Source organism: Paraburkholderia sp. NMBU_R16, assembly GCF_013282575.1.
Lineage (GTDB): Bacteria > Pseudomonadota > Gammaproteobacteria > Burkholderiales > Burkholderiaceae > Trinickia.
Map to the genome: position 1 here is coordinate 55,233 of NZ_JAAAYE010000015.1, position 17,735 is coordinate 72,967.

General features: G+C 62.0%; 15 protein-coding genes. 11 read left to right on the forward strand and 4 right to left on the reverse strand.

Going from position 1 to position 17,735, the window contains the following annotated elements; genetic code table 11:
• The first annotated feature begins 71 nt into the window (after positions 1 to 71).
• From GWC77_RS10020 to GWC77_RS10055, 8 genes are all read left to right on the forward strand, one after another.
• Positions 72 to 290: a glycine zipper 2TM domain-containing protein gene (locus tag GWC77_RS10020; protein ID WP_173256762.1), complete on the forward strand. Its 219-nt coding sequence runs from the start codon at positions 72 to 74 to the stop codon at positions 288 to 290.
• 49 nt (positions 291 to 339) lie between these two features.
• Positions 340 to 498, forward strand: coding sequence for a DUF3309 family protein (locus GWC77_RS10025; protein ID WP_173256763.1), 159 nt, complete (start codon positions 340 to 342; stop codon positions 496 to 498).
• A 155-nt stretch (positions 499 to 653) separates the two neighbouring features.
• Positions 654 to 1,124 carry a PRC-barrel domain-containing protein gene (locus tag GWC77_RS10030; RefSeq protein WP_173256764.1) on the forward strand — a complete coding sequence of 157 codons (471 nt, stop codon included), beginning with the start codon at positions 654 to 656 and terminating at the stop codon, positions 1,122 to 1,124.
• A 141-nt stretch (positions 1,125 to 1,265) separates the two neighbouring features.
• On the forward strand, positions 1,266 to 1,439 hold the full coding sequence (locus tag GWC77_RS10035; RefSeq protein WP_173256765.1) for a CsbD family protein: 174 nt from the start codon (positions 1,266 to 1,268) through the stop codon (positions 1,437 to 1,439).
• A gap of 280 nt (positions 1,440 to 1,719) precedes the next feature.
• On the forward strand, positions 1,720 to 2,877 hold the full coding sequence (locus GWC77_RS10040; protein WP_173256766.1) for a methionine aminotransferase: 1,158 nt from the start codon (positions 1,720 to 1,722) through the stop codon (positions 2,875 to 2,877).
• Positions 2,878 to 2,885: 8 nt separating this feature from the next.
• A complete protein-coding gene (locus GWC77_RS10045; RefSeq protein WP_173256767.1) occupies positions 2,886 to 3,551 on the forward strand; it encodes a DUF2848 domain-containing protein in 666 nt (221 codons plus the stop codon).
• A 17-nt stretch (positions 3,552 to 3,568) separates the two neighbouring features.
• Complete coding sequence (locus tag GWC77_RS10050) at positions 3,569 to 3,964, forward strand: cupin (protein WP_173256812.1); 396 nt, start codon at positions 3,569 to 3,571, stop codon at positions 3,962 to 3,964.
• Between the two features lie 37 nt (positions 3,965 to 4,001).
• Positions 4,002 to 5,204, forward strand: a complete 1,203-nt coding sequence (locus GWC77_RS10055) for an MFS transporter (protein ID WP_173256768.1) — start codon at positions 4,002 to 4,004, stop codon at positions 5,202 to 5,204.
• A 75-nt stretch (positions 5,205 to 5,279) separates the two neighbouring features.
• Here GWC77_RS10055 and GWC77_RS10060 read toward each other — a convergent pair whose 3' ends face one another.
• From GWC77_RS10060 to GWC77_RS10075, 4 genes are all read right to left on the reverse strand, one after another.
• Positions 5,280 to 6,395 carry a succinylglutamate desuccinylase/aspartoacylase family protein gene (locus GWC77_RS10060; RefSeq protein ID WP_173256769.1) on the reverse strand — a complete coding sequence of 372 codons (1,116 nt, stop codon included), beginning with the start codon at positions 6,393 to 6,395 and terminating at the stop codon, positions 5,280 to 5,282.
• A 208-nt stretch (positions 6,396 to 6,603) separates the two neighbouring features.
• On the reverse strand, positions 6,604 to 7,386 hold the full coding sequence (locus GWC77_RS10065) for an ABC transporter substrate-binding protein (RefSeq protein WP_173256770.1): 783 nt from the start codon (positions 7,384 to 7,386) through the stop codon (positions 6,604 to 6,606).
• Positions 7,387 to 7,752: 366 nt separating this feature from the next.
• Positions 7,753 to 9,219, reverse strand: coding sequence for an NAD-dependent succinate-semialdehyde dehydrogenase (locus GWC77_RS10070; protein WP_173256771.1), 1,467 nt, complete (start codon positions 9,217 to 9,219; stop codon positions 7,753 to 7,755).
• Between the two features lie 31 nt (positions 9,220 to 9,250).
• A complete protein-coding gene (locus tag GWC77_RS10075) occupies positions 9,251 to 10,540 on the reverse strand; it encodes a 4-aminobutyrate--2-oxoglutarate transaminase (protein ID WP_173256772.1) in 1,290 nt (429 codons plus the stop codon).
• A gap of 252 nt (positions 10,541 to 10,792) precedes the next feature.
• Here GWC77_RS10075 and GWC77_RS10080 point away from each other — a divergent pair, with 252 nt between their 5' ends.
• The 3 genes from GWC77_RS10080 (at position 10,793) to GWC77_RS10090 (ending at position 17,620) form a co-directional block, all read left to right on the forward strand.
• Complete coding sequence (locus GWC77_RS10080) at positions 10,793 to 11,830, forward strand: M14 family zinc carboxypeptidase (protein ID WP_173256773.1); 1,038 nt, start codon at positions 10,793 to 10,795, stop codon at positions 11,828 to 11,830.
• Entirely contained in the window at positions 11,827 to 12,600 is a 774-nt protein-coding gene (locus GWC77_RS10085; RefSeq protein WP_173256774.1) for an alpha/beta fold hydrolase, read from the forward strand. The genes GWC77_RS10080 and GWC77_RS10085 overlap by 4 nt, the downstream gene beginning before the upstream one ends.
• A 151-nt stretch (positions 12,601 to 12,751) precedes the next feature.
• Positions 12,752 to 17,620, forward strand: coding sequence for an NAD-glutamate dehydrogenase (locus GWC77_RS10090; protein WP_173256775.1), 4,869 nt, complete (start codon positions 12,752 to 12,754; stop codon positions 17,618 to 17,620).
• The last annotated feature ends 115 nt before the right edge of the window (positions 17,621 to 17,735 follow it).

Here is a 17,735-nt window from a genome sequence, read left to right on the forward strand (position 1 = left end):
AGATGTCAGGCATGGGCCCGCGTACGTCGTGCAGGACCGGACGCCGCTGCGGCAACCCGAGGGAGAGGGTCATGAGAAAGCTACATTTCGCCGCAGTCGAGATGGCAATGGCAACTATGGCGATTGTCTTGCTGGTGGGTTGCGGCGACATGTCTCGCCGCGGAACGGACACGGTGATCGGTGCGGGTGTCGGCGGCGTTGCCGGCGCAGTCCTGACCGGCGGCAGTGCCCTGGGCACGGTTGGCGGCGCGGCCGTCGGCGGGGTTGTCGGCAATCAGGTTGGGAAATAGTGCTGCCGTATCGCGATATGACCCGCCGACTGGATTGAGGAGAGATGACATGTCACTGGGATTCCTTCTATTGATCGTTGTCGCACTGCTGCTGGTCGGTGCGGTTCCGACATGGCGCTATAGCAGCGGCTGGGGTTATGGTCCAAGCGGCGTGCTGGGCTTAGTACTGGTCGTGGTGCTCGTCTTGATCGTGCTGGGCAGACTGTGATGCGGTACGGCACCGTACCGACTTCTTAACCGGTCGCGCGCATCGTTGTAGCTCGGTGACCCCGATGCTCAATACCGTGGATATCGAGCGTGATACTCGATCACTGCGCGGTCGACCTGCATTGACATGCAGTGAAATGAACTCAGGAGAAAACCATGACGACACCAGACCCGATCCACCGCCCATCGACCAGCGATACCGGTGCCACCATTGTGGGCAGCGGGGCCGGCGAGGGGCCGGGCCCGAACGTAATGGAGGCCGATACGCTGAAGGGCAATAAGCTCTTCACGTCTGACCGGGTGGACATAGGGAAGATTTCCGAAATCATGCTGGATGTACGCAGCGGCCGCATTGCCTATGCTGTGCTGTCGAGCGGGGGCTTTCTCGGCATCGGTGGCAAACTTTACGCCATTCCATGGAGTGCGTTGACTCTTGATACAGACGAGAAATGCTTCAGGCTGAACGTTACCGCGGACCACATCAAGAACGCACCTGCATTCGATAAGGACCACTGGCCCTCGATGGCCGACGAGCAGTGGGGTTCGTCGCTTCACCAGTTCTACAATCGGCAGCCGTACTGGTTAGGTCCGCGGGACGTTGTGCCCAATCGTCCGCTGGAACACTGACGCACCCGCGCCGACCAAGCGGGAAGCGATAAACGGCCGGCGATTTTCGTCGAAGGCGGATCCACCGGTTGCACTTCGTCGAATGGGACGACAACCGATATCGGCAACATCCGCAATACATTTGCGCGTTGGAGACCAACCATGAACAAAGATCAAGTCAAGGGAACGGCAGAGAAGGTCAAAGGCAAGGTGAATGAAGCCATTGGCCGGACGACAGGCAACGCAAAACAGGAAATCAAGGGAGAGGTGCAGCAAGTGGCCGGCCAGGCGCGAAAGAATCTTGGCGACCTCAAGGAGGCTGTCAAAAAGGCCTGATCACTCACGCGATGGCTGGCGGACGATCACGCAGTAAAACAAACCGCAAACAATCCAACTCGCGACAGCCATCGCTATCGAGTACTAGCGCCCTACGCCGAAATGCGCTTTCCGCCATATGCCCTGTAAGGGCATCGCAAAACAATTCAATGCACCGCATAAACTTTTTTTGTTTGCCAGGCCGCGCGACCTGAACGATAGTATATGGAAAGGGAAATAGCATTAAATAAGAATCACGGAAGATGCTGACCCGGTCAATAATCTAAAAGAAATCCTACTTATGCATTCAAATTTGCCGCTTGGTAGCGTCAGATCAAGGCTTCCTCATGTCAAGGGTTCGATATTTTCCGCGTTGAGTCGCGTTGCGAAACAATACGACGCTATCAACCTTTCCCAAGGATTTCCCGATTTCGCCCCCGATCCGAGGTTGCTCGAATCATTATCGATCGCCACCAAAGGCGGACATAATCAATACGGCATGCCAGAAGGCTCGGAGGCGCTGCGCCGCTCAATTGGGCACATGTACGAGGATCTTTATTCGCTGCGGATTTCACCCGACGCGGAGATGACTATTACTGCCGGCGCGACACAGGCTATTTCCGCGGCTGTGAGTGGCCTCGTTCATCCCGGTGAGGAAGTGATCTTTCTGGCGCCTGCGTTCGAATCGTATGCGCCGAGTATTCTGATGGCCGGCGCAACTCCCGTCTGCGTGGACTTGCCCGCGCCTCGTTTCGAAATCGACTGGGACGAAGTGGAAAGGCACGTCTCTCCACGCACCCGGATGATTATCGTGAATAGCCCACACAACCCGTCCGGTCGGTGCTGGAATTCGAACGATGTCGATCGCTTGGCAACGCTCGTGCAGCGGCACGACTTGCTGGTGCTTAGCGATGAGGTCTACCACAACATGGTGTTCGATGGGCCTCATATCACCGCGCTCTCAGAGCCGCGGCTACGCGAGCGAACGATCGTGGTGGGCTCGTTGGGCAAAACGATGCACGTGACGGGATGGCGCATCGGGTACGCCGCTGCTGCCGCACCGCTCACGGCCGAATTGCGCAAGATTCTCCAATTCACTACTTATGCTGCCCCGACTCCCTTGCAGCAGGCGATGGCCGATGTCCTCGATGCTTCCACTTATTTGAGCCTTCCTGCGTTGTTTCGCGGAAAACGCGACCGTTTCCTCGCGGGTTTGCGGGGCTCGCGCTTCGAATTCGCGCCGACGAGCGGCGGATATTTCCAATTACTTGACTATTCGGCTATTTCCACGGTGCCGGATACTCAATTCGCAGATCTGCTGATCAGCGAGCACGGGGTGGCCGGCCTGCCGGTTTCCGGGTTCGGTGCTCAGTACGCGAATTCACGTTTGTTGCGTTTTTGCTTTGCAAAATCCGACGAGACGATCGACAAGGCTACCCACCTTCTCCGTGCTTTGTAGGGCAAACCATGAAAACCATTCAATTCGATGTTCTGGGCAAAGAACCGCGATCAGTGCAACTGGCTGCGAGCAAACTCACCATCGCCGGATGGACGGGGCGTAATTCAGCGCAGGTGCTGCATCACATCAAGGAGTTGGCCGATCTCGGCGTGACTCCGCCGAAGCGCATCCCGACTTTCTATCGGCTCTCCCATGCGCTACTTACGACAGACGCCGTCATTGAAACTGTCGGCGCCAGTTCGAGCGGGGAGGCGGAATATTGCCTATTTACGCTGGATGGCGAAATGTACGTTGCGGTTGGCTCCGACCACACCGATCGTGCTCTCGAGGCGCATGAAGTCACGCTCTCGAAGCAGGTTTGCGCTAAGCCGATCAGCCGCGATTGTTGGCGGCTTTCGGATGTCGAGCAGCACTGGGATAGCCTGATGTTGCGCAGTTATATCGAGGAGAACGGCGCAGAAACGGTCTATCAGGAAAGCCCGGTATCGGAGCTATTGCATCCACGCGAGCTGATTTCGAAGCTGGAGGCGCCGCTACGCGACGGCGAGGTGCTATTCGGGGGCACGGTGCCGGTCAAGGGAGGCATACGTGCCGCGCATGCTATCCGCGTCGAATTACATGATCCCGTGTTGGATCGGACGCTCGTTTGCCAATATCGAACAGAAACGCTTTGACCGAAGAAAAGGAGGATATCGAAATGACAAAGCCGCACCTCGAGTTTGTTGCGCTGGACTTGAACGAGGGCTGGAGCGTGCCGCCTGGCTACCCGGAAGGAATCGAGGAAAAGGTACTTTGCGGGTCGCTCGCGGCCGAGGCGCGCACGGGAAGCAGGACACGTTTGTTGCGGTTTGCTCCTGGCGTCTATACCACTTCGCCCTTCGTCCATGATCACTGGGAAGAGGTCTATCTCCTGCAAGGCGATCTGATCGTGGGCAACGATGCAAACGGCAACGGTGGGACCGCATTTCAGCCGCACACGTATGCTTGCCGGCCGCCGGGTGCGTTCCACGGTCCTTTCAAGTCGGAGAGTGGATGTATGTTGCTGGAAATTCACTACTACGCGAACGACGATATCACGTCGATGTAAGTGCCAAGTGTCCGACATGCAAACCAAGCGCGTATCTATGACGACGAATGATGGGAATAGCCCTGCCGGCTATCTGGACCGTTGGCGATTGCTCAACGCATGGGTGACGATGTACGTGGTGGGCGCGGATCTGTTCATCATGTCGCCGCTCCTGCCCAGTATGGCGAATGCGCTGCATGTGAACGTCGATAGTGCGGGTTGGCTCGTGAGCGGATTTTCCATCGCCTACGCGGTTGCCTCGCCGTTGATGGGACGCATCAGCGATAGGTACGGTCGCCGCCGCACGATCTGCTGGGGGCTTTTGGCGTTTGCCGCTGCGAATCTCGGCACTGTCTGCGCCAGCAGTTTCACGTTGGCATTGCTGAGCCGGATATTCGCCGGCATCTCGGTGTCGGCGATCTCGCCTTCCATCTATGCGGCCGTGGGCGATGCTGCTCCAGAGGGCCGCCGAGCTCACTGGATCTCGATCGCGGTATCGGGATTGTTGACCGCGCTATGGACCAGCGCCCCGCTAGGTGCATTGCTGGCGCACGTCATGCCTTGGCGAGCGGTCTTTATTCTCTTGTCGGCAGCCGCGTTCGTTCTTGCATGGCCCAATTTGCGGCTATGGCCATCGTCGAAGTCTGCCGGCGGTCGCGCCTCGAGAATGCGCGTCCCGTTGCGCGCAGCCGTCTCGGCAGTCTCACCGATGGTCGCGTGGGGGGCTGCCTTGTACGGCTTGTACACGTACCTGGGCACAGGATTGACGTTGAATACGTCGCTGTCGGCCTCAGCGGTATCGCTGTGCTTCATTGGCTGGGGTGTCGGTGCCATTCTGGGTAATCACTTGGGCGGATGGGGCGCGGACAAGATCGGCATACATTTCACCGCGATAGCCAGCTTGTGCGGTATGGCATTGGCGATGTGGCTGCTTGGCCTGGGACTGAGCGGTGCAATGGGCGGAGGGGTACTTGCCGCAACGCTGTGCCTGCTTGCGCTCGTCTCCTACCCATTTCAACCGGCCCAACAGACTCGATTGGTTCAGTGGGGGCAATCGACTAAAGCGTCGTTACTCGCGTGGAACAGCAGCGCGCTGTACCTGGGTATGACGATCGGCTCCGCGTTTGACGGCTATGTCATGAAGCACTGGTCATTTAATGCATTGCCTTATGCCGGGATGGCCATCGCAGCCGCCGGCGCGGCGTTGTCCTTGATCGCGCAGAGCGCTTTCCGTTCGGACGCCGCAGTCAGCGCTGCCTGATTGAGCCTGCCTTCTCACTGACCGTCGCGGCCGCTACCTTTTCCACGAGATCATCGGCAACGCCACCTACGCACCCTACGCCGAAAGCAGGCTTCCCGTACGGAAAGGCGTTGCCCCCGCAATGCGCGCAACCTCCATCCCCGCCGTGGCAAAGCGCGTTTTATGGCGCGCATACATCACGCCAGCCATCGTATTGCGGATCGTCGCGACGCGATCGCCAAGCGGATCGACGATATCGGCGATTTCCTGGTGAGGCTCGACCCAACTGCCCACCGGTACGCGAAACACGAGCACGCCCGACATCGGCGCCACGAGCGGCTCGCTGCCGGCAAGCGGTGTGGCCGGGTGCGCGAGCGGTGGCAAGTGCGCGGGCGTGCCGTCTATCACGCCGCGATGCGTCAGGTATTCGAGGATGGCCTGCGAATCGTGCTCCGCATGGGAGTACGAGACATCGGCTTGCCCGCGCAATTCGACGGTGACCGAAATCGAGCCGTTCGGAATCGGGTAACGATCGCCATAGCGCGTGCGCAACTCGGACCAGCAAAAGCTATGAATCTCGTCGAACGGGTTGCCGATCGAATTGAGCGCGAGCAGCGATGCTTTGGCATCGAGGTAACGCGCGAGCGGTTCGACGTCGGGCCAGAGATCCGGGTTGGTATACAGATGCATCGCGCCTTCGAAGTCGCAATGCAGATCGAGCACGATGTCCGCATCGTACGAAAGGCGCTGCAGCGCGAGCCGCTGCGATTCCAGTTCGGTATGCGGGACCTGTTCCGCCAGCGCTTCGCGCATCGCGCCGCGGATGGTCGTCAGATTCGCGCCGATATCGTCCGACAGCCGGCCTTCGATGCGCGGCGCGACGAGCGCGGCGAGATCGTGAAAGCCGCGGTTGAAGTTGCTTGCGCTATAAGTCTCGAAGCGGCCGATATGCTGGCCGAGCAGATGCTGATTGAGCCCGATCGGGTTCGGCACCGGCACGACGACGATTTCGCCGCGCAGTTTGCCTGCTGCCTCGAGAGCCGCCAGCTTGCGCCGCAGCGCCCACGATACGAGCATGCCCGGCAGCTCGTCGGCATGCAGCGACGACTGAATGTAAATTTTTTGCGCGCCCGCGGGCCCGTAATGAAAGCTCTGCAGTTGCCGCTCGGTGCCGAGCGCGGGGGAGATCAACGGATGGGTCTGTATTTGCATGTTTCCTGGCGCCACGGTTGGAACAAACGTTGGACAGGCGTGCCCCGCCTGTTAGACGCGAGAGATGAATGACAAACAGGTCACGATTGTACGCCGGGCGCGAAGCGCTGCGAACTGCCAAGCAAAAGGGGCTCCGTGCAACACGGAGCCCCTGGCGGTACCTACGACGCAACGAGTCATCAAGCGGCGCAATCGGCGCCGCCGGGCATCACTTGCCGTAGACGTCGAAGTCGAAGTATTGTTTCTCGATCTTTTGGTAGGTCCCGTCCTTGCGGATATCGGCGATCGCCTTGTCGATCTTCGCCTTCAGATCCGTGTCTTCCTTGCGCAGACCGATGCCGGCGCCTTCACCGAGGGTCTTCGGGTCGTTCAGATCGTTACCGACGACCTGAAAGCCCGCGCCGCGCGGCGTCTTCAGGAAGCCGATCTCAGCCTGCACCTTGTCTTGCAACGCCGCATCGAGGCGCCCGGAAATCAGATCCTGATAGACCTGATCCTGGTTCTGGTACGGCTGGACCTTCACGCCTTGACTGGCCCAGTTCGCCTTCGCATAGGCTTCCTGGATCGTGCCTTGCTCGACGCCCACGGTCTTGCCCTTGAGCGCTTCGGCCGTCGGCAGGATAGACGAACCCTTCTTCGCCACGAGCGCGGTCGGCGTATTGAAGAGTTTCGACGAGAACGCGATTTCCTTTTCGCGCTGCGGCGTCATCGACATCGACGACAACACGCCGTCGAACTTCTTCGCCTTCAATGCGGGGATCATGCCGTCGAAGTCGTTTTCGACCCACACGCACTTGGCGTTCAGGCGTTTGCAGATTTCATTGCCCATATCGATATCGAAGCCTTTGAGCTTGCCGTCCGCGCCTTTCGATTCGAACGGGGGATAGCTCGCATCGACGCCGAAACGGATCGTGGACCAGTCTTTGGCGTGCGCCACACCGGCCGAAACGGCGCATGCGGCAATGGCTACGGCGGCTATGAGTTTTTTCACGGTGACTCCTCGAAGCAGTTCGATCGACCCCTGATGCGCGGTTGTGCCGCGCGAAGGGGCGGTGGGATTTATCAAGGCTGTTGGCGTGCGCCAGCCAGCGCGGCGCCAAGCATATCAAACCAAAAATAATGGCCGCGCTAGTAAACACCGGATGGCCGGCCGATGCAACGTTTGGAAAGAAACTTGGAGCCCGTGCTCGAATGGCCTGGCTACACGCCGAATCGATAAAAATCAAATGCGGCAAATAGTTAGCAGACCGAGACAATCGGTTGCGGCGGGAAAAGATTGGAAAAGCGTGTGTCGCGCCGGCGCAAAAAAGTTTTCAGGAGTCGAGCTATTTTTGCGCCGGCGGAAAGAGCGGCAGGGTCAAATACCGAGGCAGAGATACTTGATGACGGTGTACTCGTCGATACCGTAATGCGAGCCTTCTCGTCCGACGCCCGATTGCTTGACGCCGCCGAAAGGTGCGACTTCGTTCGAAATGATGCCCGTATTGATGCCGACCATCCCGTATTCGAGCGCCTCGGCCACGCGCCAGACGCGTGCAATGTCGCGGCTATAGAAGTAAGCGGCGAGGCCGAATTCGGTGTCGTTGGCCATTCGAATCACTTCGTCGTCCGAACTGAATTTGAACAGCGGGGCCACGGGGCCGAACGTCTCTTCCTTGGCGAGCTGCATGGCAGCCGTCACGCCGGTCAGCACCGTCGGTTCGAAGAACGTCTGCCCGAGCGCATGGCGCTTGCCTCCGGTGGCAACACGTGCGCCTTTAGAAAGCGCATCGGCGATATGGGCTTCGACCTTGCGTACGGCTGCTTCGTTGATGAGCGGCCCCTGCACGACCCCGTCCTCGGTGCCACGGCCCACTTTGAGCTGTTCCACCGCGGCGAGCAGCTTCTCGGCGAACGCATCGTAGACGCGCTCGTGTACGTAGAGACGATTCGCGCATACACAGGTCTGGCCGCTGTTTCGATACTTCGAAGCGATCGCCCCGGCCACGGCGGCGTCGAGATCGGCATCGTCGAACACGATGAAGGGCGCATTGCCGCCCAATTCGAGCGAGAGCTTCTTGATCGTCGACGCACACTGTGCCATCAACAGCCGGCCCACGCCCGTCGAGCCGGTAAACGACAGTTTGCGCACGAGGGCATTGCCCGTCATCTCGGCACCGATTTCCTTCGGCTCGCCCGTGACGATGCTGAGCACGCCCTTGGGCAGCCCGGCACGCTCGGCCAGCACGGCCAGCGCGAGCGCAGAAAGCGGCGTGGCCTCGGCGGGCTTGACGACGATCGGGCAGCCCGCCGCGAGTGCCGGTCCGACCTTGCGCGTAATCATCGCCGCCGGGAAATTCCAGGGGGTAATGGCGGCGCACACGCCGACGGGCTCTTTGACGACGACGATGCGCTTGTCGTTCGTGGGGCTCGGGATCGTATCGCCATAGACGCGCTTCGCTTCCTCGCCGAACCATTCGAGGAACGACGCGGCGTACTGGATTTCGCCTTTGGCTTCGGCAAGCGGCTTGCCTTGCTCGGCCGTCATGATGCGCGCGAGGTCGTCGGCGTTGTCGATCATCGACTGATACCATTTGCGCAGGATCGCGGCGCGCGCCTTGGCCGGCTGCGCACGCCATGCGGGCCATGCGGCATTGGCGGCTTCGATCGCACGACGCGTTTCCGCGCTCCCCATCTTCGGCACGGTGGCAAGCACTTGGCCCGTCGCCGGATTGCGTACCTCGAACGTGCCGCCGTCATCGGCGCCTTGCCACTCGCCGGCCAGGAATGCCTGATTTTTCAGCAGCGAGGGATCCTTCAGGTCGATCGATTCGAATGTGTTCATGTCAACTCCAATGAGCGGCGAAGCACACGGGTTAGGCCAAAGCCCCGACGCTGTCCTTCAACGCCTCTTCGAGCAGGCCGAGCGCTTCGCTGAATACGGGCTCCTCGATGGTGAGAGGAAACAGGAAACGAATGACATTGCCATACGTGCCGCAGACGAGCAACAAAAGGCCGCGTTCGAGCGCGCGTTGCTGAACGCGCTTGGCGAATGCCGCATCGGGCTCGCGCGTACCGGGTGCGAGGAATTCGGCGGCAATCATGGCGCCAGGACCGCGCACCTCGGCGAGCTGCGGCACGGCGGCCTTCAGCGTCTCGAGCCGATCCTTCAGGCGATTGCCGAGCGTGTTCGCGCGTTCGCAAAGACGCTCATCGTCGATGATGTCGAGCACCGCGTGTGCAGCCGCCACGGCGAGCGGATTGCCGGCGTAGGTGCCGCCGAGTCCACCCGGCGCCGCGGCATCCATGACATCGGCGCGGCCCACGACGCCCGATAGCGGCATGCCGCCGGCCAGACTCTTGGCCATCGTCGTCAGATCGGCGGCAACGTCATAGTGCTCCATCGCAAAGAGCTTGCCCGTGCGGGCAAAACCGGTTTGCACTTCGTCGGCGATCAGCAGGATGCCGTGCGCGTCGCAGATACGGCGCAAGCCGCGCACGAAGTCCGCCGGCGCGGGATAGAAGCCGCCTTCGCCCTGCACGGGTTCGAAAATGATCGCGGCAACGCGCGCCGGGTCGATGTCCGATTTGAAGAGGCCTTCGAGCGAGCGCAGCGCATCGTCGGTGCTCACGCCGTGCAGCGGAGTGGGGAACGGGGCGTGGAACACATCGGAAGGAAACGGCCCGAAGCCGAGCTTGTAGGGGGCGACTTTGCCCGTGAGGGCCATGCCCATCAGCGTGCGCCCGTGAAACCCGCCCGCGAACGCAATGACGCCGGGGCGCCCCGTGGCGGCACGTGCGATTTTGACGGCGTTTTCGACGGCTTCGGCGCCCGTCGTGAAAAACGCGGTTTTCTTGGCGAACGCGCCCGGCGCCCGCTGGTTGATCTTTTCGGCGAGTTCGACATACGACGCATAGGGTACGATCTGATACGCCGTGTGCGTGAAGCAATCGAGTTGCTCGCGGATGGCGGCGACCAGGCGCGGATGCCGGTGTCCCGTGTTGACCACGGCGATGCCCGCGGCGAAATCGATGAAGCGGCGACCTTCGACGTCCCAGAGCTCGGCATTCTCGGCGCGGGCCGCGTAAAAATCGCACATCACGCCGACGCCGCGCGGCGTGGCGGCATCCTTGCGGGCCTTCAGTTCGTCATTTCGGTTCGTCATCGTGTTCTCCTGTCCGATGCAGAGCGATCGCTTCGCGGGTACGGCGACTATAGCCAGCTTTGGCTCTCATAATCAGAACCATTTTTGCGGAAACGATGGAGCCAATTGGCGCGATGACGCGGGGCGAGGCGAAGCCGATGGCTACCAATATCGGCGCAGGCGCTCGCACACCCACATTGGGCGGTTTCGCGCGTGCAATCCGACCTATATTGGACATACCGCCTATTCATATTTCGATGCTCGGCCCGAGCGATGACGACAACACTAACTTCCGTGTCCGAGACGAGCTTCGCCGAATACGAGGATCTGAAGTCGATCCTCGACGCCGGTAGCCGTCGCATGACGATCGAAACCGTCGGCGAAGTGCAAGCTGAAGGCCGCCGGTTCGCCGTCCACGTCGCCACGTTGGGCTCGACCGATCCGCTCGCCCCGACGATCGGACTGTTCGCCGGGATTCACGGCCTCGAGCGCATCGGTACGCGGCTCGTGCTCGATTACATGCGCGTGCTGCTATGCCGGCTCGAATGGGACGAGTTGCTTTATACGCAGCTGCAGCGCGTTCGGTTCGTCTTCATGCCGATCGTCAATCCGGGCGGCATGTGGGCGATGCGGCGCTCGAACCCGAACGGTGTGGATCTCATGCGTAATGCACCGCATAACGCCGAAGGACGCGTGCCGTTTTTGGCTGGTGGCCAGCGCATCGGACCCTGGCTGCCGTGGTACCGCGGCCGCGGCGGCGCGCCGATGGAACTCGAGGCAGCGTTGATGCTGCGCGTCGTCGAAGAACAACTGCTCTCGCGCCCACTCAGCTTCGCGCTCGATTGCCACTCCGGTTATGGCTTTCGCGACAGCATCTGGTTTCCGTACGCGAAATCGACGCGGCACATCGAACATCTGCCGGAAATGTTTGCATTGAAGGGCATGCTCGAGGGCGCTCATCCCCATCATCGCTATCTGTTCGAGCCGCAGAGCCTGCAATATCTGTCGCATGGCGATTTGTGGGACTACGCTTACGACCGTGCGCGGGCGCCGGCCGTTTTCCTGCCGTTGACGCTCGAATTGGGATCGTGGCTGTGGATCAGGAAGAATCCGCTGCAAGTGCTCAAGCGCGAAGGGATCTTCAATCCCGTGAAGGCACACCGCACCGAGCGCGTACTGCGCCGGCACACCGATCTGCTCGATTTTCTCGCACGTGCCGCTTATGCGGCCCCGGGATGGCTACCCCAGGGAGCCGAGCGGCAACAGACGATGACGCGCGCCATCGAACATTGGTACAGGCGGCGGCATTGAGCACGTGGATCCTGCTGCGCGGCCTCGCACGCGAATCGCGTCATTGGGCGGAGGTTCCCTCGCAATTGCAGGCTGCGGGGCTCGACGGCGACATCGTCTGTGTCGATCTGCCCGGCTGCGGCGTGCATGCGCCCGTCAAGGCGCCGCCGAGCGTGCGCGCGATGGCGGAGTTCGTCCGTGCCGATGTCGTTTCGCGCGGCCTTGAACCGCCGTTTCGAATCGTCGGCCTCTCGCTCGGTGCAATGGTGGCGGTTGCGTGGGCGCAGAACCGGTCCGCCGAGATCGAGCGGCTCGTATTGATCAATACGAGCATGCGGCCGTTCAGCGGGCCGTCGATGCGCCTGCGCGTGGGCGCCTGGCCGATGCTCGTGCGTGCCGCGATCGGCTGGCGAGGCCGCCGCGCGGCCGAAGCGGCGATTCACGCACTGACGTGCGAGCGGCGCGATCGCTACGATACGGACTTGGCGGTCTGGATTGCGATCTATCGCAGCGCGCCCGTCACGCCGGGCAATGCGCTACGGCAGCTCTGGGCCGCGGCACGATTCGAAGCCGCGCCCGCGGCACCGGCGTGCCCGACGCTCGTCCTTGCATCGAGGGCGGATCGCCTCGTCCACCCCGACTGCTCGCGTACGCTTGCGCGCGCCTGGGGTGCGGCGTACTGCGAGCACCCTTGGGCGGGGCATGACTTGCCGCATGACGACGCACCGTGGCTCGCCGAGGCAATTCACGCGTGGGCCATCGAGGTCGAATCGAGAACGGTGCCTTCGTAGCGCTGGCGCGTGGCGCCCATGCATGCGGGCAAATGAAACCCGCTGCTGCGAAGCAAAGTGCTCAATGATTGCAAGCCGGCGCATAATCCGAATGGCCGTACGCATGCCCAGTAGCCCGATTGTCTGCAGCGCCCTGGTCGCGGAGGAGTCCATGCTAGCGAAGAACGAAGATGCCGTCGCACACCTGCTGGCCGATGTCGTCGACTATGCAAGAGGACGATGGCCGGCCGAGGCGTTCGCTCCGATCGAATCGTTTCTGCGTTTCTATTACGAACTCGTCGATGTGCAGGACCTGCAAAGCCGCTCGATTGCCGATCTTTACGGCGCGGCAATGGCGCATTGGCAGACGGCCCGAAAGTTCGTGTCCGGCTCCCATTTGCTGCGCATCTATAACCCCGTCGTGGACGAGCACGGCTGGCATTCCGATCACACCGTCATCGAGATCGTCAACGACGATATGCCGTTTCTCGTCGATTCGGTCACGATGGAGATCAATCGCTGCGGATTGACGCTGCATTCGGCCATTCACCCGGTCTTTCGCGTCTGGCGCGATGCAGCAGGCGAAATCGAGCGCATCGAGCCCGGCGTCGCGGGTCAGCGCGATGAGGAGGCGGTGCACAAGGCGCGCCTCGAATCGTTCATTCACTTTGAAATCGATCGCTGCGGCGATGCGGCGCGCTTGGCAGAACTGCGCGCCAATATCTCACGCGTGCTCGGCGACGTGCGCGCCGCCGTCGAAGACTGGCCGCGCATGATCGCGACGGCCCGCCAGACCATCAAGAGCATGGCGTCGCGCGAATCGAGTGCCGATGCCGCCGAAGCCCGTGCATTCCTCGAATGGATGGTGGCCGACCATTTCACGTTCCTGGGCCAGCGCGACTATGCACTCGTGCCGCACGGCGCGGGGCTCGGCCTGCGCGCCGTGCCCGGAACCGGGGCCGGCATCCTGCGGGCGAGCGATGCAACCGAGGTGACGCCGTTGCCATCCTCGGCGACGGCCATCATCGGCGACCCGATGCCGATCTTCCTGACCAAAGCCAATTCGCGCGCCACGGTGCACCGGCCGGGCTACCTCGATTATGTCGGCGTGAAACTCGTAGGGGAGGACGGGAAGCTGGTCGGCGAGCGGCGCTTTCTCGGTCTATACACGTCTACGGCCTATACCGGCGCCAGTGCCGACATTCCGATCGTGCGGCGCAAATGCGCGAACATCATGCGCCGCGCCGGCTTTCTCGCGAAAGGGCACCTGCATAAATCGCTCGTGACCGTGCTCGAGCAATATCCGCGCGACGAGTTGTTCCAGGCCAACGAGGACGATCTGTATGAAATCGCCCTCGGCATCCTGCGCCTCCAGGAGCATCAGCGCACGCGGCTGTTCGTACGGCGCGACCGCTTCGAGCGCTTCGTCTCGTGCCTCGTCTTCGTGCCGCGCGAAAAGTACAACACCGATTTGCGGCGCCGCATGGCCAAGCTGCTCGCGGGCGCATACAACGGCACGAGCGTCGAGTTCACGCCGCTGTTGTCGGAATCGCCGCTGGCACGCATTCATATCGTGGTGCGGGCAGGCACGGGCGCCCTGCCGCAAGTCGATACGGTGGAGCTCGAGACTCGTCTCGTCCAGGTGACGCGCCGCTGGCAGGACGATCTTGCCGATGCGCTGCTCGAACGTTTCGGCGAAGAGGCCGGTAACCGCTTGCTGCAGCGCTATGGCGAATCGTTTCCGGCGGGCTATCGCGAGGACTACGCGGCGCGCACAGCGGTGCGCGATATCGAATTGATCGAAGCGGCGCGCGAGGGCCAGGCGTTGGCCATGAACCTCTATCGTCCAATCGAGGCTTCCTCGCGTGCGTTTCGTTTCAAGGTCTATCGCATCGGGCAATCGATCGCGCTATCACGCAGTCTGCCGATGTTGGAACACCTCGGCGTGCGCGTGGACGAAGAGCGTCCGTATCTGATCGAGCCTCACGGCGCGACGGCAGCGTGGGTGCACGACTTCGGTCTAGAGTTGACCGACGACGTCGAGTTCGACATCGAGCACGTCAAGGCGCTGTTCGAAAATGCGTTCGCCCGCGTATGGGCCGGCGACATCGAGAACGACGACTTCAACCGGCTCGTGCTGCGCGCGCAGCTCGATGCGCGCGAAGTATCGATTCTGCGGGCTTATGCGAAATATTTGCGGCAGGTCGGCTCCACGTTCAGCGATGCCTATATCGAGCGTGCGGTGACGGGCAACCCGGCGTTGGCGCGTCAGCTCGTCGAGCTTTTCCTCGCGCGTTTCGATCCCGCGCTCGACGGCTCGCGCGAGCGCCGTACGGCACAGTTGCTCGATGCGATCGGCGCTGCGCTCGATCAAGTGCCCAACCTCGACGAGGACAGGATTCTGAGGCAGTTTCTCGGTGTCATCACGGCGACGGTGCGCACGAACTACTTTCGGCGCGATAACCATGGCGAGCCGTTGCCGTACGTCTCATTCAAGCTCGACCCGTCGCGCGTGCCGGGGCTGCCCGAGCCGAAACCGATGTTCGAGATCTGGGTCTATTCGCCGCGTGTCGAAGGCGTGCATTTGCGAGGGGGGCGCGTGGCGCGCGGCGGTCTGCGCTGGTCCGATCGGCGCGAGGATTTCCGCACGGAAGTTTTGGGCCTCATGAAAGCGCAGATGGTGAAGAACACCGTGATCGTGCCGGTGGGCTCGAAAGGCGGCTTCGTCGTCAAGAATCCGCCGCTCGCTGCTGATCGCGAAGCGTTCCTGCGAGAAGGCGTGTCGTGCTATCGCACGTTCCTGCGCGGGCTGCTCGATGTGACGGACAACCGCACGCCCGGCGGGATCGTACCGCCACCCGAAGTCGTGCGCCACGATACGGACGATCCGTATCTCGTCGTCGCCGCGGACAAGGGCACCGCGACGTTTTCCGACTACGCGAATGCGATCGCGCGCGAGTATGGTTTCTGGCTCGACGATGCATTCGCCTCGGGCGGCTCGGTCGGATACGACCACAAGAAGATGGGCATCACGGCGCGTGGGGCATGGGAGTCGGTCAAGCGGCATTTCCGTGAAATGGGCATCGATACGCAGACCACCGATTTCACGGTCGTGGGTGTGGGCGACATGTCGGGCGACGTATTCGGTAACGGTATGCTGCTTTCGCGTCATATCCGCCTCGTTGCTGCATTCGATCATCGGCACATCTTTCTCGATCCCGATCCGGACCCGGAGGCGAGCTTTGCCGAACGCGCGCGCCTGTTCGGGCTCGAGCGTTCGAGCTGGGCGGACTACGATACGGCGCGCATCTCGGCGGGCGGCGGCGTCTACCCGCGCAGCGCGAAGACGATTCCGCTTTCGCCGGCCGTGCGTGCGGTACTGGGCACGGAGGCGCCCACGCTCGCGCCGAACGAGCTCATTCGAGCCATTTTGCTTGCGCCGGTCGACCTGCTGTACAACGGCGGGATCGGCACCTACGTGAAGGCGACTCGGGAAACGCATGCGCAAGTGGGTGACCGCGCCAGCGATGCAGTGCGCGTGAACGGTGCCGACTTGCGCGCGAAAGTGGTCGCCGAAGGCGGCAATCTCGGCCTCACGCAACTGGGGCGTATCGAGTACGCCCTCAAAGGCGGCCGCGTCAATACCGATGCGATCGACAACTCCGCGGGGGTCGATTGCTCGGACCATGAGGTCAATATCAAGATTTTGCTGGGACTCGTCGTGGCCGAAGGCGAGCTCACGGAGAAACAGCGCAACGCGCTGCTCGCCGAAATGACCGACGAAGTGGGCGAGCTCGTGCTGCGCGACAACTATCAGCAAACGCAGGCGCTTTCCATCGCGGGCCGTCATTCGGCGGAGCGCCTCGATGCCGAAGTACGCCTCATGCGTTCGCTCGAGCGCGCCGGGCGCCTCAATCGCGTCATCGAATTCTTGCCGACCGACGAGGAAATCGCCGAGCGCCAGTCGGCGCATCTGGGCCTCACGTCGCCCGAGCGCGCCGTGCTGCTCGCCTACAGCAAGATGTGGCTCTTCGACGAGTTGCTCGATTCCGATCTGCCCGAGGATCCGCTCGTCGCTGACTTCTTTCGCGATTACTTTCCGAAGCCGCTGCAGGTGCGGTTCGCAGCCGCGAGCGAGCGGCACCCGCTCAAGCGTGAAATCCTCGCCACGCATGTGGCCAACATTCTGGTCAATCGCCTTGGGTGCGCGTTCGTGCATCGGCTGCAGGAAGAGACCGATGCGAAAGCCAGCGATATCGCGAGGGCGACGATCGTCGCGCGCGATGTCTTTCACGTCGACGCGCTCTGGCGCCGGATCGATGCCCTCGACAACCGCATTGCGGGCGACGTGCAAGCGCGCATGTTCGTCGAAGTGGCGCGGCTCGTCGAGCATGCCGCGCTCTGGTTCCTTCGGCAGATGCAAGCCGGCGGCGTCGCGCGAGATGGGGCCGACGCCGCGGCGGGCGTCCCCGTTGCAGCACTCGTCGAGCGTTGCCGCGAGGCAGTCGAACGCTTGTCCTCACAGCTCGAGCAGCTGCTGCCCGCCGCGGACCGCGAGGCCCTTTCGCAACGCAGGCAGTCGCTCGAATCGGCCGGCGTGGATGGCGAACTCGCGACCTATGTCGCGCGCGGCGACATCTCGGCTTCGCTGCTCGATATCGCCGATATCGCGGCGACGACGGGCGAGCCGCTGGAACTCGTTGCCGGGGTATATTTCGCACTCGGCACCGTGCTGCACTACGGCTTCATTGCGGAACGTGCGAACGCGCTCCCCACGCCGACGCACTGGGACGTTCTTGCGCGCGCCGCGGCGCTGACGGAGTTTGCGCGGCTCAAGCGTACGCTGACCGCCAGTGCGCTCGCCCAAACGGACGCCCAGAGCAAGCGGCCCGAAGCCATCGCCGAGGCGTGGCAGGAAAGGCGCGCCGTGCCGCTCGAACGCTACGGCCGGCTGCTGGCCGAGCAGCGTGCGGGCGGCGGCGCGAGCCTGTCCATGCTGCTCGTGCTGGTGCGAGAAATCGCGGCGCTCGAGCGGGCGTAGCATTTCAGGGCAATCCGGCAGCGCTTGTCAGATGAATGGTACAAATGTTGCTGCATTGCAGCTTTTCTGAACCGTTCGCGCACTAGTGAAGTCGTATCCAGACCGGTCAGGGCCG

Bases quoted from the DNA above. Each gene is read 5' to 3' on its own strand.
- GWC77_RS10030 (WP_173256764.1), top strand. From the start codon at position 654: ATGACGACACCAGACCCGATCCACCGCCCATCGACCAGCGATACCGGT.
- GWC77_RS10080 (WP_173256773.1), top strand. From the start codon at position 10,793: ATGACGACAACACTAACTTCCGTGTCCGAGACGAGCTTCGCCGAATAC.
- GWC77_RS10045 (WP_173256767.1), top strand. From the start codon at position 2,886: ATGAAAACCATTCAATTCGATGTTCTGGGCAAAGAACCGCGATCAGTG.
- GWC77_RS10055 (WP_173256768.1), top strand. From the start codon at position 4,002: ATGACGACGAATGATGGGAATAGCCCTGCCGGCTATCTGGACCGTTGG.
- GWC77_RS10075 (WP_173256772.1), bottom strand. From the start codon at position 10,540: ATGACGAACCGAAATGACGAACTGAAGGCCCGCAAGGATGCCGCCACG.
- GWC77_RS10090 (WP_173256775.1), top strand. From the start codon at position 12,752: ATGCTAGCGAAGAACGAAGATGCCGTCGCACACCTGCTGGCCGATGTC.
- GWC77_RS10020 (WP_173256762.1), top strand. From the start codon at position 72: ATGAGAAAGCTACATTTCGCCGCAGTCGAGATGGCAATGGCAACTATG.
- GWC77_RS10025 (WP_173256763.1), top strand. From the start codon at position 340: ATGTCACTGGGATTCCTTCTATTGATCGTTGTCGCACTGCTGCTGGTC.
- GWC77_RS10040 (WP_173256766.1), top strand. From the start codon at position 1,720: ATGCATTCAAATTTGCCGCTTGGTAGCGTCAGATCAAGGCTTCCTCAT.
- GWC77_RS10060 (WP_173256769.1), bottom strand. From the start codon at position 6,395: ATGCAAATACAGACCCATCCGTTGATCTCCCCCGCGCTCGGCACCGAG.
- GWC77_RS10070 (WP_173256771.1), bottom strand. From the start codon at position 9,219: ATGAACACATTCGAATCGATCGACCTGAAGGATCCCTCGCTGCTGAAA.
- GWC77_RS10035 (WP_173256765.1), top strand. From the start codon at position 1,266: ATGAACAAAGATCAAGTCAAGGGAACGGCAGAGAAGGTCAAAGGCAAG.